The organism is Sphingomonas jeddahensis (assembly GCF_001981525.1).
Taxonomy (GTDB): domain Bacteria; phylum Pseudomonadota; class Alphaproteobacteria; order Sphingomonadales; family Sphingomonadaceae; genus Sphingomonas; species Sphingomonas jeddahensis.
Map to the genome: position 1 here is coordinate 222178 of NZ_MPSB01000001.1, position 25853 is coordinate 248030.

Annotated in this window: 26 protein-coding genes and 1 tRNA gene; 22 read left to right on the forward strand and 5 right to left on the reverse strand. The window is 64.3% G+C overall.

The window, feature by feature from the left end:
• Positions 1-329: 329 nt before the first annotated feature.
• Entirely contained in the window at positions 330-1136 is an 807-nt protein-coding gene (rpsB, locus tag SPHI_RS00955) for a 30S ribosomal protein S2 (protein ID WP_076743018.1), read from the forward strand.
• 140 nt (positions 1137-1276) lie between these two features.
• Positions 1277-2230 (forward strand): translation elongation factor Ts, encoded by a 954-nt coding sequence (gene tsf / locus SPHI_RS00960; RefSeq protein WP_076743019.1) that lies wholly within the window; start codon positions 1277-1279, stop codon positions 2228-2230.
• Positions 2231-2271: 41 nt separating this feature from the next.
• Here tsf and SPHI_RS00965 read toward each other — a convergent pair whose 3' ends face one another.
• Entirely contained in the window at positions 2272-2622 is a 351-nt protein-coding gene (locus tag SPHI_RS00965; protein WP_144036135.1) for a hypothetical protein, read from the reverse strand.
• Positions 2623-3220: 598 nt separating this feature from the next.
• Between SPHI_RS00965 and pyrH the strand changes: the two genes are divergently transcribed.
• The 10 genes from pyrH (at position 3221) to rpmE (ending at position 12713) form a co-directional block, all read left to right on the forward strand.
• Entirely contained in the window at positions 3221-3964 is a 744-nt protein-coding gene (pyrH, locus tag SPHI_RS00970) for a UMP kinase (protein ID WP_076743021.1), read from the forward strand.
• Entirely contained in the window at positions 3951-4508 is a 558-nt protein-coding gene (gene frr / locus SPHI_RS00975; protein WP_076743022.1) for a ribosome recycling factor, read from the forward strand. The genes pyrH and frr overlap by 14 nt, the downstream gene beginning before the upstream one ends.
• Before the next feature lie 103 nt (positions 4509-4611).
• A complete protein-coding gene (uppS, locus tag SPHI_RS00980) occupies positions 4612-5343 on the forward strand; it encodes a polyprenyl diphosphate synthase (RefSeq protein WP_076743023.1) in 732 nt (243 codons plus the stop codon).
• 77 nt (positions 5344-5420) lie between these two features.
• Positions 5421-6176, forward strand: coding sequence for a phosphatidate cytidylyltransferase (locus SPHI_RS00985; protein WP_076743226.1), 756 nt, complete (start codon positions 5421-5423; stop codon positions 6174-6176).
• A complete protein-coding gene (locus tag SPHI_RS00990) occupies positions 6173-7330 on the forward strand; it encodes a 1-deoxy-D-xylulose-5-phosphate reductoisomerase (RefSeq protein WP_076743024.1) in 1158 nt (385 codons plus the stop codon). Before SPHI_RS00985 ends, SPHI_RS00990 begins: the two co-directional genes overlap by 4 nt.
• Positions 7327-8460: an RIP metalloprotease RseP gene (gene rseP, locus SPHI_RS00995; protein ID WP_076743025.1), complete on the forward strand. Its 1134-nt coding sequence runs from the start codon at positions 7327-7329 to the stop codon at positions 8458-8460. Before SPHI_RS00990 ends, rseP begins: the two co-directional genes overlap by 4 nt.
• A gap of 118 nt (positions 8461-8578) precedes the next feature.
• The gene (bamA, locus tag SPHI_RS01000) at positions 8579-11254 is read left to right on the forward strand and encodes an outer membrane protein assembly factor BamA (RefSeq protein ID WP_198927792.1); all 2676 of its coding nucleotides are present in this window, start codon (positions 8579-8581) and stop codon (positions 11252-11254) included.
• Positions 11254-11898, forward strand: coding sequence for an OmpH family outer membrane protein (locus SPHI_RS01005; RefSeq protein WP_076743026.1), 645 nt, complete (start codon positions 11254-11256; stop codon positions 11896-11898). Before bamA ends, SPHI_RS01005 begins: the two co-directional genes overlap by 1 nt.
• Positions 11899-11909: 11 nt before the next feature.
• The gene (gene fabZ / locus SPHI_RS01010; protein ID WP_076743027.1) at positions 11910-12386 is read left to right on the forward strand and encodes a 3-hydroxyacyl-ACP dehydratase FabZ; all 477 of its coding nucleotides are present in this window, start codon (positions 11910-11912) and stop codon (positions 12384-12386) included.
• Positions 12387-12485: 99 nt separating this feature from the next.
• Positions 12486-12713, forward strand: coding sequence for a 50S ribosomal protein L31 (gene rpmE, locus SPHI_RS01015; protein WP_076743028.1), 228 nt, complete (start codon positions 12486-12488; stop codon positions 12711-12713).
• Between the two features lie 349 nt (positions 12714-13062).
• Here the strand turns inward: rpmE and SPHI_RS01025 are convergent.
• Positions 13063-13152, reverse strand: a tRNA-Ser gene (locus SPHI_RS01025).
• 96 nt (positions 13153-13248) lie between these two features.
• Between SPHI_RS01025 and SPHI_RS01030 the strand changes: the two genes are divergently transcribed.
• The 10 genes from SPHI_RS01030 (at position 13249) to mazG (ending at position 22541) form a co-directional block, all read left to right on the forward strand.
• On the forward strand, positions 13249-14295 hold the full coding sequence (locus SPHI_RS01030; protein WP_076743030.1) for a lytic murein transglycosylase: 1047 nt from the start codon (positions 13249-13251) through the stop codon (positions 14293-14295).
• Complete coding sequence (locus SPHI_RS01035; RefSeq protein ID WP_076743031.1) at positions 14279-15142, forward strand: septal ring lytic transglycosylase RlpA family protein; 864 nt, start codon at positions 14279-14281, stop codon at positions 15140-15142. The genes SPHI_RS01030 and SPHI_RS01035 overlap by 17 nt, the downstream gene beginning before the upstream one ends.
• The gene (locus SPHI_RS01040) at positions 15139-16314 is read left to right on the forward strand and encodes a D-alanyl-D-alanine carboxypeptidase family protein (RefSeq protein ID WP_076743032.1); all 1176 of its coding nucleotides are present in this window, start codon (positions 15139-15141) and stop codon (positions 16312-16314) included. The genes SPHI_RS01035 and SPHI_RS01040 overlap by 4 nt, the downstream gene beginning before the upstream one ends.
• Positions 16311-16937, forward strand: coding sequence for a dTMP kinase (gene tmk / locus SPHI_RS01045; RefSeq protein ID WP_076743033.1), 627 nt, complete (start codon positions 16311-16313; stop codon positions 16935-16937). Before SPHI_RS01040 ends, tmk begins: the two co-directional genes overlap by 4 nt.
• Positions 16934-17881 carry an AAA family ATPase gene (locus SPHI_RS01050; protein WP_076743034.1) on the forward strand — a complete coding sequence of 316 codons (948 nt, stop codon included), beginning with the start codon at positions 16934-16936 and terminating at the stop codon, positions 17879-17881. Before tmk ends, SPHI_RS01050 begins: the two co-directional genes overlap by 4 nt.
• Before the next feature lie 15 nt (positions 17882-17896).
• Entirely contained in the window at positions 17897-19444 is a 1548-nt protein-coding gene (gene metG / locus SPHI_RS01055) for a methionine--tRNA ligase (RefSeq protein ID WP_076743035.1), read from the forward strand.
• Positions 19444-20220, forward strand: a complete 777-nt coding sequence (locus tag SPHI_RS01060; protein WP_076743036.1) for a TatD family hydrolase — start codon at positions 19444-19446, stop codon at positions 20218-20220. The genes metG and SPHI_RS01060 overlap by 1 nt, the downstream gene beginning before the upstream one ends.
• A complete protein-coding gene (locus SPHI_RS01065; protein ID WP_076743037.1) occupies positions 20217-20981 on the forward strand; it encodes an MBL fold metallo-hydrolase in 765 nt (254 codons plus the stop codon). The genes SPHI_RS01060 and SPHI_RS01065 overlap by 4 nt, the downstream gene beginning before the upstream one ends.
• Positions 20978-21484 carry a retroviral-like aspartic protease family protein gene (locus SPHI_RS01070; protein WP_083719566.1) on the forward strand — a complete coding sequence of 169 codons (507 nt, stop codon included), beginning with the start codon at positions 20978-20980 and terminating at the stop codon, positions 21482-21484. Before SPHI_RS01065 ends, SPHI_RS01070 begins: the two co-directional genes overlap by 4 nt.
• 313 nt (positions 21485-21797) lie before the next feature.
• Positions 21798-22541: a nucleoside triphosphate pyrophosphohydrolase gene (gene mazG / locus SPHI_RS01075; protein ID WP_198927798.1), complete on the forward strand. Its 744-nt coding sequence runs from the start codon at positions 21798-21800 to the stop codon at positions 22539-22541.
• Between the two features lie 14 nt (positions 22542-22555).
• Here mazG and hflX read toward each other — a convergent pair whose 3' ends face one another.
• From hflX to ntrX, 3 genes are all read right to left on the reverse strand, one after another.
• On the reverse strand, positions 22556-23866 hold the full coding sequence (hflX, locus tag SPHI_RS01080; protein WP_076743039.1) for a GTPase HflX: 1311 nt from the start codon (positions 23864-23866) through the stop codon (positions 22556-22558).
• Positions 23863-24396, reverse strand: a complete 534-nt coding sequence (hfq, locus tag SPHI_RS01085) for an RNA chaperone Hfq (protein ID WP_408640467.1) — start codon at positions 24394-24396, stop codon at positions 23863-23865. Before hfq ends, hflX begins: the two co-directional genes overlap by 4 nt.
• An 83-nt stretch (positions 24397-24479) precedes the next feature.
• Positions 24480-25850, reverse strand: a complete 1371-nt coding sequence (ntrX, locus tag SPHI_RS01090) for a nitrogen assimilation response regulator NtrX (protein WP_076743041.1) — start codon at positions 25848-25850, stop codon at positions 24480-24482.
• Between the last annotated feature and the right edge of the window lie 3 nt (positions 25851-25853).

Below are 25853 nucleotides of genomic sequence, written 5' to 3' on the forward strand. Positions count from 1 at the left end.
TCGTCCGCCTCCGTGCATCATGCGAACCACCCGCAGCAAACCATTGAAAACATGCCTCGTTCCAGCCCTCTGGTAACAATTACGAAACTTTTTGGCCGATCAATGACACGCTTGGTCGAAGGGGGTTCTGAAGTTCTCCGTCTGTTCCGCAGCGTGTTCCACATACGTTCCAGCTCGTCAAGCGAGTTGTGCGACCTTGCCTAATCCGCCGCATTGCGCTAACCGCGCGGCCCTCAACCCCGCATGGGAAGCATCAAACCACCGGTGTGCCGGCCTTTCAGGCTCGCACCAGCCGCTTCCCAGAGGCATAACCGGAAGGAAGAAATATCATGGCGGCACCTGTCGTCTCGATGCAGCAGCTTATCGAAACCGGCGCGCACTTCGGCCACCAGACTCACCGCTGGAACCCGAAAATGAAGCCGTATCTGTTCGGCGACCGCAACGGCGTCCACATTATCGATCTGTCGCAGACCGTGCCGCTGTTCGCACGCGCGCTCGAGTTCATCAGCTCCACCGTCGCCAGCGGCGGCAAGGTGCTGTTCGTCGGCACCAAGCGCCAGGCGCAGGAGCCGATTGCGGATTGCGCGCGCCGCGCGGGCCAGCATTTCGTTAACCACCGCTGGCTGGGCGGCATGCTCACCAACTGGAAGACGATCAGCAACTCGATCAAGCGTCTGAAGGCGCTCGAGGAGCAGCTGTCGGGTGACACGCACGGCCTCACCAAGAAGGAAGTGCTCCAGCTCACCCGTGAGCGCGACAAGCTCGAACTGAGCCTTGGCGGCATCCGCGACATGGGCGGTATTCCCGACATCATGTTCGTGATCGACGCGAACAAGGAAGAGTTGGCGATCAAGGAAGCCAACACGCTCGGTATCCCGGTCGTCGCAATCCTCGATTCGAACGTGTCGCCGGATGGCATTGCTTTCCCGGTGCCGGCGAACGACGACGCCGCGCGTGCGATCCGCCTGTATTGCGAAGCGGTGGCGATCGCGGCCACTCGCGGCAACAACGAGCAGCAGCGTCGTGGTGGCCAGGACTTCGGCGCGATGGCCGAGCCGCCCGTTGAAGAAGCGCTGGGCAGCGATCCGGTGGTGGCCGAGGCCGGCACCGAGGAATCGCGCCAGATCGACGCGTAAACGACAGCTTCGACAAGCCTCATTCCCGTTCGTGCTGAGCTTGTCGAAGCACTGTCTTTCCCCTGCAACGTCGCGGAGAGAAAGGCAGCACTTCGACAGGCTCAGTGCGAACGGGCCAATTTGATCCGAAGGAAGTGACAATGGCCGATATCACGGCAGCGATGGTCAAGGACCTGCGCGAGAAGAGCGGCGCAGGCATGATGGACTGCAAGAAGGCGCTGAACGAAACCGGCGGCGACATGGATGCCGCGCTCGACTGGCTGCGCACCAAGGGCCTCGCGGCTGCCGCCAAGAAGTCCAGCCGCACTGCGGCCGAGGGCCTGGTCGGCATCGCCGTCAGCGGCACCAAGGGTGCTGCGGTCGAGGTGAACTCGGAAACCGACTTCGTCGCCAAGAACGATCAGTTCCAGCAGTTCGTCCGCGAAGTGACCCAGATCGCGCTGGCGACCGGCGGCGATATCGATGCGCTCAAGGCCGAGGCGATGCCGTCTGGCACCACCGTCGAGGACGTGCTGACCAAGAACATCGCGACGATCGGTGAGAACCAGTCACTGCGCCGTGCCAAGCGCCTCGAAGTCTCCAAGGGCGCGGTTGTCGGCTATGTCCACAATCAGCAGGCGCCGGGTCTCGGCAAGATCGGCGTGCTCGTCGCGCTCGAGAGCGAGGCGTCGGACGAGGTGCTCCAGGGGCTTGGCAAGCAGCTGGCGATGCACGTCGCCGCGGCTTTCCCGAAGGCGCTGAACGAGGAAGACCTCGATGAGGCGGAGATCGAGCGCGAGCGCGCGATCGCGGCCGAGAAGGCGGGCGAGAGCGGCAAGCCGGCCGATATCATCGCCAAGATGGTCGAGGGCTCGATCGCCAAGTACCGCAAGGAGCATGCTTTGGTCAGCCAGCTGTTCGTGATGGACGGCAAGACCAAGATCAGCGACGTGGTGGCCAAGGCCGGCAAGGACGCCGGCACGTCCATCGTGCTGAAGGACTATGTCCGCTTCCAGCTGGGCGAGGGCATCGAGAAGGAAGCGTCCGACTTCGCCGCCGAAGTCGCCGCCGCCTCGGGCGTGCCGCAGAACAAGCAGCCCGAGCCGACTGCCTGATTGTCACGGGGCGCTGCCGAGATGGTCGGCAGCGCTCCGCTTCATTGCTTATCGGCGATCGGCGCGCCGAACTGATCGACGGACAACGGATCGTTCCGCTTTAGATCACGCGTAAACGCCGCATTTATTCTGTTGAGCTTGGCTTGCAGTTCGGCTTTGCTCGACTCACGCAATGTGCCTCCGTCTGCTCGTTGCTGGCGTAATGCCTCGTCGCGGAGCTTGTTGAGGCGATACAGATGAATCTGCCGCAAATCCGCCGGGCTGTGATATTCCCGGACGCCGTTGAATACCTGTCGGTCGCCTTGATGCACGGGCAGTACGGACTGCGCGCTCGCCTGTGTATCGACGCTGACCGATGCTATTATCAATGCTGCTCCGGTAAAGCTTTTCATGTCGGCAATCCTAGAAGTTAAACGTGGTGTGCCTCAACTCGTTTGAGCTAGATTCCATGGGACTGGCTCCAGGTGATCGGCTTTAGATGTTCGGCAGCATCAGATGGACATCATCGTTCTGATCGTCGCTCGACGCCGAACGCATCCACGGACATGATATCGTTTCTACGCGCGTCGCGTGCGCGCGTGGCATTGATGCGATTGAGCTTGCTTTGAAGCTCCGCGCGACTTTCAGGCGTCAAGCTGCCACCATCGGCGGCTTGCCGGCGGAGCGCCTCGCTTCTTAGGCCTTGCAGTCGATGGAAATAGATTTGCTGCAGCTCGACCCGGTCATAGCTCGGTCGTGTCGAGCCGGGACCTGAGTACACGATCTGAGCCGTGGCAGGCGCTCCCACAATCATTGCCAATGCACACAGTCCGACGCCCCGCATTACTGACCTCCTGCCTCTGGGATAGCCGCATCCGACAGACAGCCTCGATCGGACCAGATGAACAACGCCTGTATCGGTCGGCTTTTCAAACGAACACGCGCCGCGCGGGTTGCGGCAGCAACGCCCCCCGCCTAAGGTCCGCGCCGCCTCCAGCCATATCGGAACAGATGACCAACCCCCGCTACAAACGCATCCTCCTGAAACTCTCGGGCGAAGTCCTGATGGGCCCCGACGGCGTGGCCATCGATCCCGCTGTGACCGGCCGGGTGGCCGAGGAGATCGCGGATGTGAAGGCGCAGGGTTATGAGCTGTGCGTGGTGGTCGGGGGCGGCAATATCTTCCGCGGCCTTGCTGCAGCCGCCAAAGGCTTCGAGCGCGCCACCGCCGATTACATGGGCATGCTCGCCACCGTCATGAATGCGCTGGCGGTGCAGAATGCGCTGGAGCAGATCGGCGTCGATACGCGCGTTCAATCCGCCATTCCCATGCAATCGGTGTGCGAGCCGTTCATCCGCCGGCGCGCCGTCCGCCACCTAGAAAAGAACCGCGTAGTGATCTTCGCCGCCGGCGTCGGCTCGCCGTTCTTCACCACGGACAGCGGCGCCGCCTTGCGCGCGGCCGAGATGAATTGCGATGCCCTGTTCAAGGGCACCAGCGTGGACGGCATCTACGATGCCGACCCGAAGAAGGTTGCCGGTGCGACCCGCTACGACACGATTTCGTATGACACGGTGCTGTCCAAGAACCTGAAGGTCATGGACGCCAGCGCCGTTGCCCTTTGCCGTGATTCCAACATCCCGATCGTCGTCTTCAACATTCGCGAACACGGCAATTTCGCTGCCGTGCTGCAGGGCGAAGGTGTATCGACGGTCGTCAGGAACGAACAGGAGTTGATCGATGCCCGCGTATGACAAGGCTGATCTGGAACGTCGCATGGCCGGTGCCGTGGAGTCGCTCAAGGGCGATCTGGCGGGTCTGCGCACCGGCCGCGCCTCCACGGCGCTGCTCGATCCCGTGACGGTCGAGGTTTATGGCGCGCACATGCCGCTCAGCCAGGTCGCGACCGTCTCCGCACCTGATCCGCGCATGCTGTCGGTGCAGGTCTGGGACAAGAGCAATATCGGCCCTGTCGAGAAGGCGATCCGCTCGGCCGGTCTAGGCCTTAACCCGATTAACGACGGCCAGACCTTGCGCCTGCCAATCCCCGATCTGACGGAGGAGCGCCGCAAGGAATTGGCCAAGCTCGCCGGCTCCTATTCGGAAAAAGCCAAGATCGCCGTGCGCAACGTGCGCCGTGACGGCATGGACAATCTTAAAACCGACGAGAAGAAGGGCGTTCTTAGCGAAGACGAGCGCAAGCGCCACGAAACCGAGGTGCAGAAGCTGACCGATGCGACGATCGCCGAGATCGACGCGGCCTCGAGCGCCAAGGAAAAGGAAATTCTCGGCAAGTGACGCTGCCGTCCCGCCAAGCTTGCCCCTTCAGGCTGAGCTTGTCGAAGCGCTGCCTTTCTTCGCTTGGAGAAGTGCAGCCCTTCGACAGGGTTAGGGCGAACGGATGAAGGGGCACCTCGTGAGCACGGTGCCCGTGATCGCAGGACGAGACATCGCCCTGCCGCGCCATGTCGCCATCATCATGGACGGCAACGGGCGCTGGGCGAAGAAGCGCCTGCTGCCGCGGGCCGCCGGGCACAAGGCAGGGGTGGAGGCGGTGCGCCGCGTCACCCGCCATGCGCGCGCGATCGGCATTGAGGCGCTGACTATCTATGCTTTCTCCTCGGAAAACTGGCGCCGTCCGGAAGAGGAGATCGGCGATCTCATGGGCCTGCTGCGGCTGTTCATCCGTAGCGACCTCGCCGAGCTTGTCCGCGAGAACGTCCGCCTGAAGATCATCGGCGACCATCGGCGCTTCCCGAAGGACGTGGTCGCGTTGATCGACGATGCGGTGGCGCGCTGCGCCGCGAACACCGGGCCGATCCTCGCCATTGCGCTCAACTATGGCGCGCAAGCGGAGTTGGTCCGCGCCGCGCAACGCCTCGCAGAACGGCTGCCGCCCGATCAGATCGACGCCGCGGCGCTCGAAAGCGAGCTCGAGACCCGCGATCTGCCGCCACTTGATCTGCTCATCCGCACCTCGGGCGAGCATCGCTTGTCCAATTTCCTGCTGTGGCAGGCGGCGTATGCCGAACTGCTGTTTGTCGATACGCTTTGGCCTGATTTTGGCGCGGCGGATCTCGACGCTGCGGTAGTGGCGTTTGGCTCACGCAATCGCCGGTTCGGAGGCTTGTGAGCCCGACTCCGGTGACGCCGCCGCCTGTCACGCCCCCCGACGCGAAGTTGCGCACGCCCTCCAACCTGCGGCTGCGGATGATTGCCAGCGTGGCAATGATCGCGGTCGCCAGCGCCGCCTTGTGGTTCGGCGGCATTGCGTTCTGGCTGCTCGCGGTGGTGATCGCCTTGTTTATGATGGCGGAATGGTCCGATCTTCAGAAGGTAGCGTCACGCGAAAAGCGAGTTGCGCAATATGGCCTATCGGTGCCGCTGGCCGTGATGGCGCCGGCATCGCTGGTGCTTGAGGAACATCATTTTTTCTCGCTGGGCCTTCTCGTCGGCGCGGCCTTCTTCGTTACCATTGTCACTCGGCGTTCGGCGCTGGGGCAGGGGGTGATTTACTGCGGGCTGCCAGTGCTCGCCCTGGTCTTCCTGCGCCGCCAGGACGAGGGTTTGCTCTGGGCGTTCTGGGCACTGGCCCTGGTGTGGGCGACCGACATCGGTGCCTTCTTCGCCGGCCGCACGATCGGCGGGCCGAAGCTCGCGCCGCGCCTGTCGCCCAACAAGACCTGGGCCGGCCTGATTGGCGGTGTGATGGCCGCCAGCGCGCTGGCGTTGCTTCTTCATGTCTACTACGGCCTGCCGTGGCGCATGACGCTGGCGACGCCACTGCTCGCGGCGCTCGCGCAAGGAGGGGATCTGTATGAAAGCTGGCTCAAGCGACGGGCAGGCGTGAAGGACTCGGGCAACATTCTGCCCGGCCATGGCGGCGTGTTGGATCGGCTCGACGGCCTCGTGCCAGTGGCGCCAGTGGCGGCGCTGCTGGTGGTTGTGCCGTACCTGTACCGATGAAGACCGTCACGATCCTGGGGGCGACTGGCTCGGTCGGCACGTCGACGCTTGACTTGGTGGAGCGCGCGCCGGACCAGTTCCGCGTGGTCGCGCTTACCGCCAATTGCGACGTCCAGCGGCTCGCCGCAGCGGCGATTCGAACGCGGGCGCAGCGTGCCGTGGTGGCCGATGAAAGATGTCTTCCCGCGCTTCGCGACGCCCTCGCGGGAAGCGACGTCACGGCGGCTGGCGGCGCCGCCGCGGTGTGTGAGGCCGCCGCGATGGGCGCAGATGTGACCGTCGCGGCGATCGTCGGCTGTGCGGGGCTCAAGCCGTCGATGGCGGCGGTGGAGCAGGGCGGCACCCTTGCGCTCGCCAACAAGGAAGCGCTGGTCTCGGCGGGCGAGGTAATGAAGGCAGCGGTTCGCCGCAGCGCCACGACCTTGCTGCCCGTCGATAGCGAGCACAGCGCGATCTTCCAATGTCTCGACGCCAACCTGGCCAATCGGGTGAGCCGGATCATCCTGACCGCCAGCGGCGGCCCGTTCCGTGATCGCCCACTCGCCGAGATGCGGCAGGTTACGCCCGCCCAAGCGGTGTCGCACCCGAACTGGTCGATGGGTGCCAAGATCTCCGTCGATTCCGCGACCATGATGAACAAGGGCCTCGAACTGATCGAGGCCTATCATCTATTTGCCGTTACTCCCGACCAGATCGAGATCGTCGTCCATCGGCAATCGGTGGTTCACTCCATGGTCGAGTATGTTGACGGCTCGGTGCTGGCGCAGCTCGGCACGCCGGACATGCGCACGCCCATTGCCTGCGCGCTCGCCTGGCCCGACCGGATGGTGACGCCGGGTGAGCGGCTTGACTTGGTCAGGATCGGCCGGCTCGATTTCGAGGCACCCGATCCCGAGCGGTTTCCGGCGCTGCGCCTCGCGCGCGAAGCCTTGCTGGCGGGCGGCGCGCGGCCAGCAATTCTCAACGCCTCCAATGAGATCGCGGTCGCAGCGTTCCTTGCTGGGCGGATCGGCTACCTCGAAATTGCCGCAATCGTCGCCGATACGCTGTCGCGCTTTGACCCGGCAGCGCCCGCGACGCTCGACGCCGTTCTAAGCGTCGATCGCGAGGCGCGGGCGCTGGCGGAAGAGCGTGTAAAGGAACGCGTCGCTTGATCGATACTCCCGGGCTGCCGCTCACATTGCTGGCCTTCATCCTGGTGATCGGACCTCTCGTCTTCGTGCACGAGATGGGCCATTATCTCGCCGCGCGGTTGTTCGGTGTGAAGTCCGACGTGTTCTCGATCGGCTTCGGACGCGAGATCGCCGGTTGGACAGACAAGCGCGGCACGCGCTGGAAGGTCGGCTGGATGCCGCTGGGTGGCTATGTCCGCTTCGCCGGTGACATGAACGCGGTCAGCCAGCCGTCTGCCGAATGGCTGGCCTTGCCGGCGGACGAGCGCAACCGGACGTTCCAGGCCAAGCCGGTGTGGCAGCGTGCAATAATCGTCGCCGCTGGGCCGGTCGTGAACTTCGTGCTCGCCATCCTGATCCTCGCTGGCTTCGCGCTGGCTTACGGCGACACGCGCACCCCGCCCGTGGTCGGCACGGTGCTGGAGGGCAGCGCCGCCGCGACCGCCGGCTTGCAGGAGGGCGATCGCATTACCCGGCTCGGCGACCGTGACATTGCGGTGTTCGAGGACATGCTGTCCTACACCAGGATTCATCCTGGCGAGACGACCACGGTTGGCTTCGAGCGCGCCGGGCAAGGGCAGACGCTGCCGGTGACGATCGGTGTCGAGGAACAGACTGATCGGTTCGGCAACAATTATCGCATCGGCATGCTCGGCATCGCGCGCGGCGAACGGGTTACGGTGTCGATCGGCCTGTTTGAAGCGCCAGTCGTCGCAGTGCAGCGCACGGGTGAGATCGTGTCGATGATGGTTGAAACGATCGGCCAGATCATCACCGGGCGCCGCTCAGTGAAAGAACTCGGCGGCCCGCTGTCGATCGCCAAGGTTTCAGGCGAGCAGATCACGCTGGGTGTGGACGCCTTTGTGTTCCTGATCGCGCTGGTGTCCATCAATCTGGGGTTCATCAACCTGCTGCCAGTTCCAATGCTGGATGGCGGCCACCTGCTCTTCTATGCGATCGAGGCGGCACGGCGCCGGCCGGTCGGCCCGCACGTGCAGGAATGGGCGTTTCGTGGCGGAATGGCGGCGATCCTCGGGCTGATGCTGTTGGTGACGTTCAATGATCTTGGCAATTTCGGGCTGTGGCGTAGCCTCGCACGCTTGATCGGTTGACGATTCAAGGGCAGGGCGCGCCCGCAGGGGCTGGTTTGGGCTTACCGGGGTGGAATTGGTGACTGTTTTGAACACTTCGTTTGCTCGGCCGCGCGCGGCTTTCCTTCTGGGCTGCACGATGCTGGCCGGCGTTCCGTCGCTCGCGGCGGCGCAAGCTGGGCCAGGTGTGCAGCCGCAACCCCAGGCTCGGCCGCAGGCGCAAGCGACGCTGCCCGCAGCGGCCCCCGTCGCTCCGCCCGTGGAGCGGACGATCCGCTCACTGCGTGTCGAAGGATCGCAGCGTATCGAGGCCGATACCGCACTCAGCTATACCAAGCTGCGCATTGGGCAGACTTACACCAACGAAACGCTCGATCAGGCGATCAAGGATCTTTACGCCAGCGATTTGTTCGCCGACGTCACCGTCGCGGGTGCGGAGACGGGCGACATCATCCTGCGCGTCCGCGAAAATCCGATCATCAATCGCGTCATCCTTGAGGGCAACAAGCGCCTGAAGGACGACAAGATCACCAAGGAAATCCGGCTCAAGCCGCGGCAGGTCTTCACTCGCTCCGCCGTGCGGCAGGACGTTGCACGCATTGTCGAGCTGTACCGCCGGCAGGGCCGGTTCGCTGCGAGCGTCGATCCCAAGATGGTCTCGCTCGATCAGAACCGCGTCGATGTTGTGTTCGAGATCAGCGAAGGTCCCAAGTCCAAGGTTCGTCAGATCAACATCCTCGGTAACGAGGTGTTCGATGACGACAAGCTGCGCCAGCAGATGGCGACCAAGCAGGCTCGCTTGTTCCGCATCCTGTCATCCAACACCACCTACGACCAGGATCGTCTCGCCTACGATCAGCAGAAGCTGCGGCAGTTCTACCTCACTGAAGGCTATGCCGATTTCCGTGTCACCAGCGCAGTCGCCGAACTGACGCCCGACAAGGAAGACTTCATCATCACCTACGTGGTGGAGGAGGGGCCGCGTTATAAGTTCGGCGACGTGAGCGTCGACAGCGACATCCGCGATTTCGATGACAAGGCGCTCGCCAAGACCCTCGCGGTCAAGAAGGGCGATTGGTACAATGCCAAGCTGGTCGAAGACACGGTCGACAGCCTGAGTCAGACCACCGGCCTGTTCGGCTACGCCTTTACCGAGATCAATCCGGAGTTCCAGCGCGACAAGGACGCGCTGACGATGTCGATCAACTTCCACATCGGCGAGGCCAAGAGGACCTATGTCGAGCGGGTGGAGATCACCGGCAACACCCAGACACAGGACAAGGTAATCCGCCGCGAGATCCGTCTTGCGGAAGGCGACGCGTTCAACAGCTTCCAGGTGCGCCGCTCACAGGATCGCATTAACAGCCTGGGTTATTTCCAGGACAAGTTCGAGATCAAGCAGACGCCGGGCTCTGCGCCCGACCGCGTCGTGCTGGGCGCAAACGTAGAGGAACGCGCGACCGGCGAGTTGCAGCTGTCGGCCGGTTTCTCGAGCCTCGAGCGGTTCATCCTCCAGTTCAACCTAACGCAACGCAACTTTCGCGGTAAAGGCCAGGAACTGCGTCTCGGCGTAAATTACTCTAGTTACTCCAAGTCTATCGAGTTGGGCTTCACCGAGCCATATCTGTTCGACAAGAATATCGCAGTCGGCGTTGATGTGTTCCGCCGCGATTTCAACGCGTTCAATTTTCGCGGCAATGATCGCGAAACGACCTACAGTCAGGTGTCCACCGGCTTTCAGGTCCGCGCTGGTGTGCCGCTGACGGAATATTGGTCGCTGTCCGCGCGCTATGGCCTGACCTATGACGAAGTCAGCCTGGACGAGGATCAATTCTTCCGCAGCGGCAAATGTGATCCGCTGCTGGCTGGCCGCTATCTCTGCGACGCGCTCGGCAATCGCCTCACCTCGTCGCTGGGCTATTCGCTGATCTACGACAGCCTCAACAGCCGCCTGCGTCCATCGGCGGGCCAACGGTTCACCTTCAGCCAGGATTTCGCCGGGCTGGGCGGTGACGTGAAGTACCTGCGCACCCGCGCCGACGCGGCGAAATATTGGGGACTGGGTGGCGGTTTCATCCTGTCGGCCTTGGCCGAAGGTGGCTACATCCACCCGTTGGAGGACAGCCGCGGGCCTGGCATCGACCCGATCCGTATCACGGACCGCTTCTATCTCGGCGAGCCGCAGTTCCGCGGCTTCGACATCCGAGGCGTCGGTCCGCGCGTGTTGCGCCAATATTATACCACCGATACCACCGGCGCGCAGGTGCTGATCACCGATCGTGACCAGATCGTCGATGACGCGTTGGGCGGCACCGCTTACTATCTCGGCCGGATCGAGATGGAGATCCCGCTCGGTTCTGGCGCGCGCGAGCTCGGCTTGCGTCCGTCGGTCTATGTGCAGGCGGGCAGCTTGTTCAATATCACCCGGCCCGAGCTGACGGCCGAGTTCCCGACCACCACCGACGCCAACGGCAACACGATCGTGCTGCCGCTGCCGGTGTACAACAGCGCCGGGCAGCCGCTCTACACCTATACAACACCTGGGCAGGGCATCATCTCGACGACCTGCGCGGCCGGTATCCCGGACGCCAGCGGCAATTGTAACGGGATCATCCCGAACTCGCCGCAGATCGCCTCACAGCCGTTCCAGGAGAGCTTCCTCGGCAATTCCGCCAAGCCGCGCCTGTCGGTCGGCTTCGGTGTCAACTGGACATCGCCGTTCGGGCCGCTGCGCATCGATGTCGCGCGTGCGCTGATCAAGCAGCGTGGCGACGACGACAAGCTTATCACCTTCAACGTAGGGACTCAGTTCTGATGACCAAGTTCAAGCTCATGCTGCTCGCCGCGACGCTCGCTGCGCCGGGCACCTTTGTCGCCGGCAGCGCTGCGGCGCAGGTTTCCGGCATCGCCGTTGCCAATCCTGAGCAGGCCGTCGCCGCTTCCAAGGCATGGACCGCCGCACGCGGTCAGATCCAATCGACCTACAAGACCCAGCTCGATCAGGCGAACACCCGTCGTAACGCGATCCAAGCCGAGCTTCAGCCGTTGGTGACCGCCTACCAGACGGCGGCGCGCGCGCCCGGTGCAAGCGAAGCCTCGCTCCGCCCGCAGGCGCAAGCGATCCAAACCAAGCAGCAGGCTGCCCAGGCGGAGCTTTCGCGCCTGACCCAGCCGGCTCAGCGCGCCGAGGCTTATGCAATCGAGCAGATCAGTGCCAAGCTGAGCGACGCAGTGCAGGCCGCAGTGCGCGCCCGCAACGTGACGTTGCTGCTCCGCCCCGAAGCGGCGCTGTTCGCGCAGCCCGCGGCAGACATCACGTCTGCGATCACTGCCGAGCTCGACAAGTCGGTGCCGAGCGTCGGCATCACCCCGCCTGCCAACTGGCAGCCGGGTGGCGCGGGCCAGCAGGGCGCGGCCGCAGCACCGGCCGCACAGCGCGCGCAGCCGCAGGGCCGCTGAGTCCGATCCCCATGACGGACGCGCAGACCAAAGCCGCCATCGGCCCGCTTGATGTTACGCGGGTGATGGCGGCGCTGCCGCATCGCTATCCGATGCTGCTCGTCGACCGGGTCGAGGCGCTGGTGCCGGACGAATCGATCGCCGCGATCAAAGCCGTGACGATCAATGAGGGCTTCTTCCAGGGCCATTTCCCCGGCCGTCCGATCATGCCCGGCGTGCTGATCGTCGAGGCGCTGGCCCAGGCCGCCGGCGTTCTCGCGGTGGAAAGCCTCGGCCTCGCGGGCACGGGCAAGCTGGTTTATTTCATGTCAATCGATGGCGTGAAGTTCCGCAAGCCGGTGGAACCTGGCGTGCTGCTCCGCCTAGAGGTGTCTTTTGTCCAGAAACGTGCGCGCGTGTGCAAATTTGCCGGCCGTGCGCTAATCGAGGGCGAACTGGCGGCGGAATGCGAATTTACAGCGATGATCGCGGATCCGCCCGCCGCTTGATCGGCTTTTTCAACCACATTGCACCGGCGGCGCGCCTCTGCTAGGCGCGCCGCTTCCTTCCAGGCTGGTCGGAACCAGCCACTTCGGAGTTTGTGAGACGTGAAGAAAGATACCCACCCCGATTATCACATGATCAAGGTGCAGATGACCGACGGCACCGTGTACGAAACTCGCTCCACCTGGGGCAAGGAAGGCGACACGATGACGCTCGAAATCGATCCTCTGGCGCATCCGGCGTGGACCGGCGGCAAGGGCCAGATGCTCGACGCGGGTGGTCAGGTTGCGCGCTTCAACAAGCGTTTTGGCGGTCTCACGCTCCGTAAGTAACGGTTGGCTCACCGAGGCGACGCTCGTTGACGAGTTATGTTCGCTGCGGAAAGTTGAGCCATCGAAAAGAACGACCGGCGCCGCAGCAAGCGTGCGCCGGTCTTTTTTCGCGCCGGTCGGGCCGGGTGGCATCGGTTGCACGCTTTGCTGGGTCGCCGATCTGTCGCTTCGGCGCACGGCCGCAAAGCTGCTTGGCGCACCGCAAGGCATGACTATCTCGCTCACCTTGCGCGAGGTCGGGCCAGTCGCCGCTCAGGTGATGTGGCGACGATTTCCTCGTCAGCTGCCGCTTCCATAAGCTGCTTGACCAGCAAGTGTTCGGGCGGACCGGAAAGCCGATCCAGCTAAGTGGCGGATGGGGTGGGATTCGAACCCACGGTGAGCGTGAACCCACGACGGTTTTCAAGACCGTTGCCTTAAACCACTCGGCCACCCATCCGCACCGGTGCGCTCCTCTGCCGTGCTGCGGCGATACGTGCAAGCCCGTCGATGATTGGCGGTTCCGCCGATCCGCCGCCTGTGTCACACAGCGCGGATGAGGGGCACGCAAACCATCGTCCGTTTTCTTCGTTCTGCGGCGCTCGCGGCCGTTGCGCTGGCGGTGCCCGGCTCGGCGCTCGCGCAGGATGAGGCCGGCTTCCAGGCCTATCTGGCACAGCTGCGTGCCCAAGCGCTTCGCGAAGGCGTGCGCTCCTCGACCGTCGATGCCGTGCTGCCGACGCTCACCTACAACGCTCGCGTGGTAGAGCTCGATCGTGGACAGCCCGGCGGCACGCCGCAATCGAACGCTTTCCCGCCCTTCGCTCCTTATAAGGCGCGCCACGTCGATGCCGCGCGGATCAGCCGCGGCCGCACTGCTTACGTTAACAACCGCAGCCGTCTCGCGCGCGTCGAGGCGGAGACTGGCGTTCCCGAATCGATCATGGTCGCCATTTGGGGCCATGAAACCAATTACGGCAGCTACACCGGCGATTTCGATCTGCTGCGCAGCCTCGCCTCGCTCGCCTATGAAGGCCGTCGCCGCGCGCTTTTCGCGGGCGAGTTTGTCGCCACGCTCAAGATCATGGATCGCGGAATCTCCCGAGACACGCTGAAGGGCAGTTGGGCGGGCGCCACCGGCAATCCGCAATTTCTGCCGTCGATCTACCTGCGCCTTGCCAAGGACGGCGACGGCGACGGCCGTGCGGACATTTGGAACAGCCAGGCCGACACGCTGGCTTCGATCGGCAATTATTTTGTCAGTGCCGGTTGGCGCCCCGGCCAGCCGTGGGGGTTTGCGGTGAGCGTGCCGTCCGGTTTCGACCGCAGCGGCCAGCGCAACCGGCTCGTTTCCCCGCGCTGCCCGCGCGTGTTCGAACGGCATAGCGCATGGCGTACGATGGCCGAATGGCGCGCGCTCGGGGTGGTGCCGCAGGGACGCGCCTGGCCGGCGGACAATGTACTGGCGACGCTGATGGAGCCCGATGGCCCAGGCGCCACCGCTTATCTCCTAACCGGCAATTACCGCGTGATCCTCGACTATAACTGCTCAAACTTCTACGCTTTGTCGGTCGGGCTGCTGGCCGATGCGGTTGAACGCTAAGGCGCTCGCCGCGCTGCTTTGGCTGGCGGGGTGCAGCGGCGGCGGTGATTTGCCCCGTCCGCCAATCGCCGACACCGCGGTACGGAGCCGCGACGCCCCCGCGCCGCTGCCGGCCGAAGCAGGGGACGCGCGTGGCCCGGCCGGCACCTCCGGCATGGGCGCGTCTCGCTATGACACCGTCGGTTATGCCAGCTGGTATGGCGACGAGTTCGCCGGCTCACCCACCGCGAGCGGCACGCCCTTCGCGCCCGACGCGATCACCGCCGCCCATCGCACGCTGCCGCTCGGTTCGCACGCCGAGGTAACCGCGCTCGGCAGCGGCCGAACCATCTTGGTCCTGATCAACGATCGCGGGCCAACGCACGCCGAACGCGAGATCGACTTGTCGCGCGGCGCCGCGGCGCTGCTCGGGCTCGGCGGCGAGCCGACCGCACCGGTGCGCGTCCGTGCGGTGACCGCCACTTCGTCAGATGCTGCCGCGCTCGCCGCCGGTCGCCCGGCCGGCCTGCGCCTCAGTGCACCGCCCTCGCTGTTGGCCGCCCTGCGGGCGCAGTTAAAGCCCGCCGCAAGCACCGCTACTCCCCCACTACCCCGTCGCCGTGCCCCGCCCGGCGCCGCGGGCTATCTCGTCCAGGTCGCCGCTTTCTCCAGCGAGTCGCGCGCCAGGGCACTCGCAACCACGCTTGACGGCTATGTGGAACCCGCGGGTCGCCTCCACCGCGTTCGTCTTGGTCCATTCCCCGACGCCGCCGTCGCTCAACGCGCGCGTGACGACGCCGCACGGCGCGGCTATGGCGATGCCACCATCATTATCCAGCCCGACCAGCCCCGAGTAGAGCGTCCATGACCAAGATTCTGCATTATCTCGCAGCACCCGCGATTGCGCTGTCGATCGCTTATCCATCGGCCGCTTCCGCCCCGCAGTTCCAGACGGAGGCGCCCGTCGCCTTCATGAAGGATCTATCGTCGGGCGCGGTGCTGTTCGAAAAGGACGCCGATCGCCGCATGCCGCCGGCCTCGATGGCGAAAATGATGACAGCCTATGTCGCGTTTGATCTCATCAAGCGCGGCGAGCTGAAATTGAGCACGGAGTTCGAGGTTCGTCCGGAGACTTGGCAAAAATGGCATGGCCCATCAGCGGGTTCCACCATGTTCCTTTCGCCGGGTGAGAAGGTTTCCGTCGAGAACCTGCTCTACGGCATCGTCGTCCTTTCAGGAAATGATGCCTGCGTCGTGCTGGCGGAGGGCATTTCCGGTACCGAGGAAGCCTTTACCCAGCGGATGAACGAAGCGGCGCAGCGGATCGGCCTCACCAACAGCCATTTCGGCACCTCAAACGGATGGCCCGACAATGGTGCCACTTATGTCACCGCGCGCGACCTGGCGAAGCTCGCTGCATCGACGATCGAGGATCACCCGAAGCTCTACAAGCAGTTCTATTCACGCCGTGAATTCACCTGGGGCAAGACGCTAGGGGCGGGCGCTGCCATCACGCAGGCGAACCGCGATCCGCTGCTCGGCCGCGTCGCTGGCGCCGACGGGCTTAAGACCGGTCATACCGAGGAAGCGGGCTATGGCTTCACCGGGTCGGCCGAACAGAACGGCCGCCGCTTGGTGATGGTGCTGGCGGGCCTGACCAGCTTTAGCGGTCGCGCCAACGAATCCGTTCGTTTCATGGAATGGGGCTTCCGCGCCTGGCAGGCCAAGCCCGTGGTGAAACAGGGCCGTAAGGTCACCGATGCCAGTGTGCAGCTTGGTGATGCGTCTACCGTCGGGCTCGTCGCCCCGCGAGATCTCAACGTTGCACTGCCCTCGGGCGCGGTGCCGCAGATGACCGCCAAGGTCGTCTATCAGGGTCCGATCAAGGCGCCGATCAAGGCGGGGGCGCATGTCGCCGATCTCGTCATCACCTCACCGGGTCTGCCCGAACAAACGCTGCCGCTCGTCGCCGAAGCTGATGTCGAGGAAGCGGGCTTCTTCGGCCGCGCCTGGGCCGGCCTCACCGGTCTGTTCGGGTGACCGGGCGCTTCCTCTCGCTGGAAGGCGGGGAGGGGGCGGGCAAGTCGACGCAGGCACGGGCGCTCGCCGCGGCGCTTGAAGCGCGTGGGCTGCCCGTGCTCGTCACGCGCGAGCCCGGCGGCAGCGAGGGTGCGGAGGCGATCCGCGCGCTGTTGATGCAGGGCGACGTAAAGCGTTGGAGCGCCCACGCCGAAACCCTGCTGTTTGCCGCCGCGCGCGCCGATCATGTCGAAAAGGTGATCCGTCCTGCGATCGAGGCGGGGACATGGGTGATCACCGATCGTTTCATCGATTCGACCCGCGCCTATCAGGGCGGCGCCGGCGGGATCGACGATGCCGCGATTTTTGCGCTGCATGGCTTCGGCTCGCGTGGGCTGCTGCCCGATCGCACCTTCGTACTCGACCTGCCGATCGCGGAGGGCGCACGCCGGGCCGCGCTGCGCGACGGCGCGATGGCCGATCGCTTCGCGATGCGTGGCGAACATTTCCATGCCGATGTGGCGCGCGCTTTCCGGACCTTCGCCGCGCGCGAACCGAGCCGCTTCCGCATCGTCGATGCCAATCGCTCACCCGGTGATGTCACCGCCATGTTGCTCGCGCAGATGAGCGATCTGCTGCCGTGACGACGCTGCGCGGCAATGCGCCGGCGGCACGGGCGTTCCAGGCCGCCGCAGCCGGCGGCATCATGCACCACGCCTGGCTGCTCGCCGGTCCGCAAGGCGTGGGCAAGGCGAGCTTCGCGCGCGAGGCGGCGATCGACATGCTGGCGCGGGCCACCGGCGAGCTCGGCCCGGATCGCACCCGCGCGCTGGTCGATGCCGGCTCCCACCCCGATTACCGCGTGCTCGATCGCTTGCCGAAGGACGGCAAGCCTGATGCAGATCTCGCGCGCAGCATCACCATCGCCCAGGTCCGCTCGCTTCAGCCGCTGTTCGCAACCACGCCCTCGCTGGGGCCGCGGCGCGTGGTGCTGATCGATGCCGTCGATGATCTCGAACGCGCCGGCGCCAACGCGCTGCTCAAGAATTTGGAAGAGCCGCCGGCGGGGACGATCTTCCTGTTGATCAGCCACGCCCCCGGCCGGCTTCTGCCGACGATCCGCTCGCGGTGCCGGTTGCTCCGCTTCGAGCCGCTGACTGGCGAGGACATGCTGGCGGCACTGTCCGATCTGCTGCCGGAATCGAGCGGCGACGAACGCGAGGCGCTGGTCCGCGCCGGCGCGGGATCACCTGGGCGCGCGCTTCGCTTCGCGGGGCTGGACCTCGACAAGATCGATGCCGCGCTGGGCCAGATCGCGCGCCACGGCGATCGCGACAATACCGAACGCGTCCGGCTGATGCGCGCATTGTCGCTGAAGGCGGCGCAGCCGCGTTACGAGGCGTTCCTGGATCGCGTGCCGACATTCATTGCCGAACAGGCGCCGTATCGGAACGGACCGGCGCTGCGCACGGCGCTCGACGCTTATGATCAGGCGCGCAGCATCGCCGCCAGCGCGCGGGCGCTGTCGCTCGATGCCGGGGGCACGGTGTTCGAACTGGCGGGGGTGGTCGCGCGGCTCGCACGATAGTAGAGGCGGCTGCCTATGGGCGACCCCTTCTACATCACCACCGCGATCAGCTACCCCAACGGCAAGCCGCACATCGGCCATGCCTATGAAGCCATTGCCGCCGATGCCATCGCGCGTTTCCAGCGCCAGGCGGGGCGCGACGTGCGTTTCCAGACCGGCACCGACGAACACGGGCTGAAAATGGTCCAGACCGCGCGTGACCGCGGCGTGGCAGTTGCGGAACTGGCAGCGGAAATGTCATCGCTTTTCCGCGCGATGTGCGACGCATTGCACATCTCCTATGATCGTTTCATCCGCACCACCGATGCCGATCATTATGCCGCCAGCCAGGCGATCTGGCGGGCGATGGAGGCGGCCGGCGATCTGTACCTCGATCGCTACGAGGGCTGGTATTCGGTGCGGGACGAGGCCTTCTATGACGAGAAGGAACTGGTCGAGGGGGAAGGGGGCGCCAGGCTCTCGCCGCAGGGCACGCCGGTAACCTGGACTGCGGAGGAGACCTGGTTCTTCCGCCTGTCCAAATACCAGCAGCCGTTGCTGGATCTGTACGCGAGCAACCCGGATTTCATCCGCCCGGAATCGCGCCGTAACGAGATCATGCGCTTCGTCGAGGGCGGGCTGTCGGACCTGTCGGTCTCGCGCACCAGCTTCGATTGGGGCGTCCCGGTGCCCGACAGCCCCGGCCACGTCATGTACGTCTGGGTCGATGCGCTGACCAATTATCTCACCGGGGCCGGCTACCCCGATGGCGACATGACCTATTGGCCGGCCGACCTGCACCTGATCGGCAAGGACATCGTTCGCTTCCACGCCGTTTATTGGCCGGCCTTCCTGATGTCCGCCGGCATTGCGCTGCCCAAGTCGGTCTTCGGCCACGGCTTCCTGCTCCATCGCGGCGAGAAGATGTCGAAGAGCCTCGGCAATGTCGTCGATCCCGCCGACCTTGCCGGGGCGTTCGGCGTCGATGCGCTGCGCTACTTCCTGCTCCGCGAAGTCAGCTTCGGACAGGACGGCAGCTATTCCGCGGAAGCCATTGTAACGCGGGTAAATGCGGAGCTTGCCAACGCGTTCGGCAATCTCGCCCAGCGCACCCTCTCGTTCATCGCCAAGAACCTCGGCACCTTGCCCGAAGACGGCCGCGCCGAGGAGGCGGACGGCGTGCTGATCGAGGAGGTGATCGTCGCCGCTGCGGGGCTGAAGGCAGCGTTTGGTGACCTGATGCTGAGCCAGGGCATCGATGCCTGGATGCGAGGCGTGGTGGCCTGCAACCAATATATAGATGTTCAGGCGCCGTGGAGCCTCCGCAAGACCGATCCCGAGCGGATGCATGCGGTACTCCGCACCCTCGTGCGCGCGATCCGAACCCTCGCCATTGCCATTCTGCCGGTGGTGCCGACCGGGGCAGGGGCGATCCTCGATCAGCTCGGCGTCGGGCCTGAAGAACGCGATCACGCCGCGATCGACGATGAGAGCTGGTACGCACGCCGCGCGGAAAGCGGCGAGCCGTTGAGCTCGCCGACCCCGGCCTTCCCGCGGCTCGAGCTGCCGGTGGAGGTCGCCTGATGCTCGCCGACAGCCACTGCCATCTCAACTACAAAGGGTTGGCAGAGGACCAGCAGGCGGTGCTCGAACGCGCCCGCGCGCGCGGCGTCACCGCCATGCTCAACATCGCGACGCGCGAAAGCGAATGGGCCGACGTTCTCGCCACGGCCGAGCGTGAACCCGATGTCTGGGCCACCGTCGGCATCCACCCGCACGAAGCGGATCAGCACCCGCACGTCGATACCGCCAAGCTCGTCGAGCGCGCGCAGCACCCGCGGATCGTCGGCCTCGGCGAGACCGGGCTCGATTATTATTACGATCATTCTGATCGCGCGCGCCAGCAGGCCAGCTTCCGCGCCCATATCGCCGCCGCGCGCGAAGCCGGCGTGCCGATCGTGGTCCACACCCGCGATGCGGAGGATGATACCGCGGCCATCCTGCGCGACGAATTGGGAAAGGGGGCCTTCACCGGCGTCATCCATTGTTTCACCGGTACGGCGGCCTTTGCGCGAATTGCCCTGGATCTTGGCTTTTATGTGTCGATCTCTGGCATCGTGACGTTCAAGAGCGCCAAAGCTCTGCAAGATGTCGCCAAAACTCTGCCGATTGACCGCCTGTTGGTCGAGACAGATGCGCCCTTTCTGGCCCCCGTGCCGCACCGGGGGAAGACCGGCGAGCCTGCCTTCGTCGCCGACACCGCCGCCTTCCTGGCAGAGCTGCGAGGCGATGATCTCGATACGCTGCAAGAGGTTACGGCCCGTAACTTCCATGCGCTCTTCGCCAAGACCGCGGCGTGAAGGTCCGCATCCTCGGCTGCGGCACCTCATCGGGTGTGCCGAGGATCGGCAACGACTGGGGGGATTGCGACCCCACCAACCCCCGCAACCGCCGCACCCGCGTTTCCATCCTGATCGAGCATCAAGACACTCGAATTCTGGTCGATACCGGTCCTGATATGCGTGAACAACTGCTGGCGGCCAACGTCGCCAAGGTTGATGCGGTGCTCTGGACGCACGAACACGCCGATCACGTCTTTGGCATCGATGATCTGCGGCAGATCTATCACCACCGGGGCACGCCCGTGCCTGGCTACGCTCGGCTGGCAACGCGGGGGCGGCTGGAGGACATGTTCGGCTATGTCTTTCAAGGCCGTCACGGCTACCCGCCAACGGTCATGATGAATGATCTGCCGGACGTACTGCAAGTCGGCGCCGTCACGATCCGCGTCGTCGATCAACCACATGGATCGATCAGTTCGGCTGGACTGCGTTTCGAATGCGATGGCAAGTCAATCGGCTATGCAACTGATATCAGCGACATGACTGATGGCATGCGCGCACTATACACCAAGCTCGACGTCTGGATCGTCGATGCGCTTCGGCGCAAGCCGCATCCGACCCATCCGCATCTTGAACAGGCGCTTGGCTGGATCGCGGAACTGGCGCCGAGCCGCGCCGCGCTAACCCACATGGATCAGTCCATGGACTATGCGACGCTTGCGGCTGAACTGCCGCCGAGCGTCGTTCCGGGCTACGACGGGCTGGAATTCGAAGCATGAACGGCGGCGGAAGCGCCTGGCTGCTCGCGCTGATGCTGATCCTGCCGCTGTCCGCACTGGTGGCCCGGCGCGTGCCCTTGGGTCAGGCGACGAGGTTGGCTGCGATCTGGGCTGCGCTCTTCGCCGTAGCTGCCGTGATCGTCACTCAGTTCGATCGCCTGCGTACCGGAAGCGGAGGCGACCCGTCTGTGATGAGCGGCAGCACCACTCGAATCGCGCGCGCCGACGACGGCCATTATCGGGCAACAGCGCAGATCAACGGCCTCGACCGCCGCATGCTGATCGACAGTGGCGCCACCACGACTGCGCTGTCGGCAGCAACCGCAAAAGCGGCCCGCATCGACATCGAAGAAAGCACGTTTCCACGGCTGGTCGAAACCGCCAACGGCCAAGTGCTGGTACGCACCGCGCACGTCGCTCGTCTGACAATCGTCCGATCGAAGCGCGCGATCTGCCGGTGGTGGTTTCCGAAGCGCAGGGCGGACAAGACATCATCGGCATGAACTTTCTGTCTCGTCTGCAGTCATGGCGGGCTGAGCGCAACGAGTTGATCCTCACTCCCTATCCACCTCCCACTTAACATAATATATATTATCGCTTTGGTCCTCTAGTTAGATGAACGCGCCGGCAATTAACGCGCCGGCAATTAACGCGCCGGCAATTCTCGTGTTCGCGGTCTTTCGGTGCGACGTCACCGCTAGACCTCAATCCTACCTTGGCGCATTATGGCGTGTGCCGACGGCGGTTCCCGCTGCGCTCTGATGGAAGTTCGCTCCTAACAAGCCCACCACAACAAACGAGGAAGCAGTGTCCCCGATTGGACGGCTACGCGCAATCATGTCGCAACTGCGTGATCCCGATCACGGCTGCGAGTGGGACAAGGCACAAACATTTGAGACCATCGCACCGTACACCATTGAAGAGGCCTATGAAGTTGCCGATGCCTGCGCCCGCGGAGATGTCGCCGATCTCAAGGATGAACTAGGTGACCTGCTCCTTCAGGTCGTCTTCCACAGCCGGATCGCTGAGGAAGCCGGCGCCTTCGACTTCGACGACGTAGCATCGACGATCTCAGACAAAATGGAACGTCGCCACCCACATATCTTCGGCAACACAGCAGAGGGCGGGCACCACCTCTGGGAAACGATCAAGGCCGAAGAACGCGCGGCCAAGCAAGACAAGGGCGCGCTCGCTGGTGTCGCATTAGGGTTGCCCGCCCTCTTGCGTGCAGAAAAGCTGCAGAAGCGCGCGGCGCGTGTCGGCTTTGACTGGCCCAATGCCGACGGCCCACGCGCAAAGATCGACGAAGAGCTGTCCGAGATTGTCGAGGCATCCGACGCAACTCGCGCCGAAGAGGTCGGCGATCTCCTGTTCGCGGTCGTGAACTGGGCGCGACATCTCCGCATCGATCCGGAAGCCGCGCTGCGCAGCGCTAATGCTAAGTTCGAGCGCCGCTTTCGGGCCATGGAAACGATGGCAGGCGGCTCTGTCGCCGGCCAGGATCTGGTGGCGCAAGAGGCGCTTTGGGCAGCGGCGAAAGAAGACGAGCGACGCCGCTGAGGCGGGCACCGGCATCACCCTGCCGCGTCGTCCGCCTCACGCCGTTCAATAAAGCGGTCATGATCCTTGGGCGACATGCGCACTTCGTAGATCGCCTGCTCGCCCTCGATATGCTGGTCCAAAACTTCACCATGTTGATGAAGCCAAGCGGCACTCGCCCCGTCGGCCGCACCAAGGGTTATCGTATAACGCTGGTGCCCGGCGGTGAGCCGATCGGACAATAGCCGAACAAGGGTGTCCACGCCCTCCCCGCTCAGAGCGGACAGCGCCACCACGTCGCTCCGCCGGGCAGCATCGTCAAGCAGCTCTTCGCGAGAACGCTCGTCCAGCAGATCAAGCTTGTTCCAAGCCTCGATCCGCAGCGTCGTCTCGGAAACGCCGATCTCCGCCAACACCGACTCCACGTCCGCCTTTTGCGCCACGGTATCCGGATGGGCGACGTCACGCACATGCACGAGGATGTCAGCTGAGACCACTTCCTCCAGCGTCGCCTTGAATGCCGCGACAAGCTGGGTCGGCAGTTCGGATACGAACCCCACTGTGTCCGACAGGATCGCCTTGTCGATCCCAGGTAGGCTGATCTGCCGCAGGGTCGGATCAAGTGTCGCGAACAATAGATTTTCCGCCATCACATGCGCGCCCGTCAGCCGGTTGAACAGCGTCGACTTGCCGGCATTGGTGTAGCCCACCAGCGCGATCACCGGCCAAGGCGCACGCTGGCGCCGCTCGCGATGCAGCCCGCGCGTCCGCGTCACCTGATCAAGCTCGCGGCGCAATCGCGCCATACGATCCCGAATCAGGCGGCGGTCGGCCTCGATCTGCGTCTCGCCCGGCCCGCCCAGAAAGCCGAATCCGCCTCGCTGGCGTTCCAGGTGGGTCCAACTGCGCACGAGGCGACCGGCCTGGTAATCAAGGTGGGCGAGTTCGACCTGTAACCGACCTTCCGCGGTGGCGGCACGCTCACCAAAAATTTCCAGAATCAAGCCGGTGCGATCGATCACCTTGGCTTCGAGCTGAGTTTCGAGGTTCCGCTGCTGAATTGGCGAGAGCGCAGCATCAAAGACGAACAACGTCGCTTCTTCCTGCCGCCCCAGCACCGCCAATTGCTCGACTTGGCCTGAGCCGATCAGCGTTGCTGCGCGCGGTGCGCGCACGCGCACCGCCTGCCGCTCGACTACCTCTACGCCGATTGCAGCAGCCAGCCCCGCTGTCTCCTCCAGTCGAGCATCAGCATCGCGTGATGAACTACCGAGGTCCGGATAGACGACGATGGCTCGCGCGCCGCGCGCAAACTCCTGGCGATCGCGGTCAAAACCCGTGCTCAATCCTCGTCCGCTCCCGTCGTTTCGTCGGCCAAGTTGAGCGGTCGCGCTGGTTGAATGGTGGACACCGCATGCTTGTACACCAGCTGCGACGTCCCGTCGCGCTGAAGCAGCATGCAAAACAGATCAAACGCCGCAATCTGGCCCTGCAGCATCACACCGTTAACGAGGAACATGGTTACCGAGTCTTCGGACCTACGCACCGCATTAAGGAAGATTTCCTGAAGTAGGGGCTGCTTCTTGGTCCCTTCACCGAGCTGATCCACGATCGCGTTCACATCGACCTGCGCACCCGGCATGATCGTCGAAATCGCGTGCTTGTAGATCAGCTGGCTTTGCCCATCACGGCGCAGCAGGACCGAGAAATTGTCGAACCAGGTAACGATGCCCTGAAGCTTGACACCCTTGACAAGAAAAAGGGTGACAGGAGTTTTCGACTTCCGGAGTGCGTTGAGAAACAGGTCCTGAAGCGAGCTTTGCTTGTCGGCCATGCGATGATGCCCTTTCATTTTTGGCGGAGTTTGCCCCGCGATGCGCCGGTGCCCGGCGTCGGGTTGCGGCCCTTGCGGCACGCTGACCGCTATCTAGGGAGCCGACCCGGCCCGGTCCAGTTGCATCAATCCTCGCGTGTCTCTGTGATCCCAAGCAGCTTCAGTTTCCGGTGCAGGGCGGAACGCTCCATCCCGATAAAGGTGGCGGTGCGCGATATGTTACCCGAGAAACGGCGGATCTGAACCTTGAGATACTCTCGTTCGAACGTCTCCCGAGCTTCCCGCAGCGGCGCGCCCATGATCGCGTTGGCACCGCCACCGCCGCCTTGGTCGCCGAGCACCTCTGCCGGAAGCAGGTCGATGTCGATCCTCCCGATCCGATCGCCTGGCGCGAGAATGATCGTCCGCTCCACCACGTTGCGCAGCTGACGAACATTGCCCGGCCAATCATAGGATTGCAGCGCCACCATCGCATCGGTTGCTACCTCCGGCGTGGTGACGCGGCGCTCGGCCGCGTAATGCGCCACGAAGTGCTCGACCAGAGCGGGAATGTCCTCGCGGCGTTCGGTGAGGGGCGGAATCGATACCGGCACGACGTTGAGGCGATAGTATAGATCTTCACGGAAACGGCCGTCGGCAATCTCTTGCGTCAGGTCGCGACCTGTCGCCGAAACCACTCTGACATCGACCTTGACGACCCGGGTACCGCCCACCCGGGTGAAGCTCTGGTCCGTCAGCACACGCAAGATCCGACCCTGCGTCGTGATCGGCATATCCGCGATTTCGTCAAGGAACAGCGTGCCGCCATGCGCCTGTTCCAACAAGCCTGGCCGGACGAGGTCCCCCCCCTCCTCTACCCCGAACAGTTCCTCTTCGACACGCTCAGGGGTCATGTTAGCCGCGCTGACCACGACGAACGGCGCGCCTGCGCGCTGGCTCCAGCCGTGCAGCAATCGTGCGGCGACTTCCTTGCCGACCCCTGCCGGCCCGACAATCATCACGCGACTGCCCGTCGCGGCGACCCGCTTGAGCGTCGCGCGAACCGCGTTGATCGCGCCGGAACTGCCCGTGAGGTCCGTATCGCGGCCCGCGGTTGCCCGCAGACTTGCGACTTCGCGCCGCAGCCGCTCGGTCTCGGTGGCACGCTCCACCATCAGCAGCAGGCGTTCGGCCTGGAATGGTTTCTCGATGAAGTCAGCCGCGCCCTGCCGGATCGCGGCAACTGCCGTGTCCAGGTTGCCGTGCCCCGAGATGACCAGCACGGCTATGGACGGATCACGCCGCTTGATCTCGGCGAGCAGATCAAGCCCGTCAAGTCGGGAGCCCTGAAGCCACACGTCGAGCAACACCAGGCTGGGCCGGCGCACCGCAATGGCCTCCAGCGCAGAGTCGCTGTCCGCAGCGGTGCGGGTGTCATATCCCTCATCCTCAAGCACGCCCGAGACGAGTTCGCGGATATCATGTTCGTCGTCGACGACGAGAATGTCTAACGCCATGGT

Bases quoted from the DNA above. Each gene is read 5' to 3' on its own strand.
- ntrX (WP_076743041.1), bottom strand. From the start codon at position 25,850: ATGGCGTTAGACATTCTCGTCGTCGACGACGAACATGATATCCGCGAA.
- SPHI_RS01005 (WP_076743026.1), top strand. From the start codon at position 11,254: ATGACCAAGTTCAAGCTCATGCTGCTCGCCGCGACGCTCGCTGCGCCG.
- SPHI_RS01060 (WP_076743036.1), top strand. From the start codon at position 19,444: ATGCTCGCCGACAGCCACTGCCATCTCAACTACAAAGGGTTGGCAGAG.
- SPHI_RS01035 (WP_076743031.1), top strand. From the start codon at position 14,279: ATGCGGTTGAACGCTAAGGCGCTCGCCGCGCTGCTTTGGCTGGCGGGG.
- SPHI_RS01070 (WP_083719566.1), top strand. From the start codon at position 20,978: ATGAACGGCGGCGGAAGCGCCTGGCTGCTCGCGCTGATGCTGATCCTG.
- uppS (WP_076743023.1), top strand. From the start codon at position 4,612: ATGAAGGGGCACCTCGTGAGCACGGTGCCCGTGATCGCAGGACGAGAC.
- SPHI_RS00965 (WP_144036135.1), bottom strand. From the start codon at position 2,622: ATGAAAAGCTTTACCGGAGCAGCATTGATAATAGCATCGGTCAGCGTC.
- SPHI_RS01030 (WP_076743030.1), top strand. From the start codon at position 13,249: ATGAGGGGCACGCAAACCATCGTCCGTTTTCTTCGTTCTGCGGCGCTC.
- bamA (WP_198927792.1), top strand. From the start codon at position 8,579: ATGCTGGCCGGCGTTCCGTCGCTCGCGGCGGCGCAAGCTGGGCCAGGT.
- fabZ (WP_076743027.1), top strand. From the start codon at position 11,910: ATGACGGACGCGCAGACCAAAGCCGCCATCGGCCCGCTTGATGTTACG.
- metG (WP_076743035.1), top strand. From the start codon at position 17,897: ATGGGCGACCCCTTCTACATCACCACCGCGATCAGCTACCCCAACGGC.
- SPHI_RS01040 (WP_076743032.1), top strand. From the start codon at position 15,139: ATGACCAAGATTCTGCATTATCTCGCAGCACCCGCGATTGCGCTGTCG.
- rpsB (WP_076743018.1), top strand. From the start codon at position 330: ATGGCGGCACCTGTCGTCTCGATGCAGCAGCTTATCGAAACCGGCGCG.
- tsf (WP_076743019.1), top strand. From the start codon at position 1,277: ATGGCCGATATCACGGCAGCGATGGTCAAGGACCTGCGCGAGAAGAGC.
- pyrH (WP_076743021.1), top strand. From the start codon at position 3,221: ATGACCAACCCCCGCTACAAACGCATCCTCCTGAAACTCTCGGGCGAA.
- SPHI_RS00985 (WP_076743226.1), top strand. From the start codon at position 5,421: ATGATTGCCAGCGTGGCAATGATCGCGGTCGCCAGCGCCGCCTTGTGG.
- SPHI_RS00990 (WP_076743024.1), top strand. From the start codon at position 6,173: ATGAAGACCGTCACGATCCTGGGGGCGACTGGCTCGGTCGGCACGTCG.
- frr (WP_076743022.1), top strand. From the start codon at position 3,951: ATGCCCGCGTATGACAAGGCTGATCTGGAACGTCGCATGGCCGGTGCC.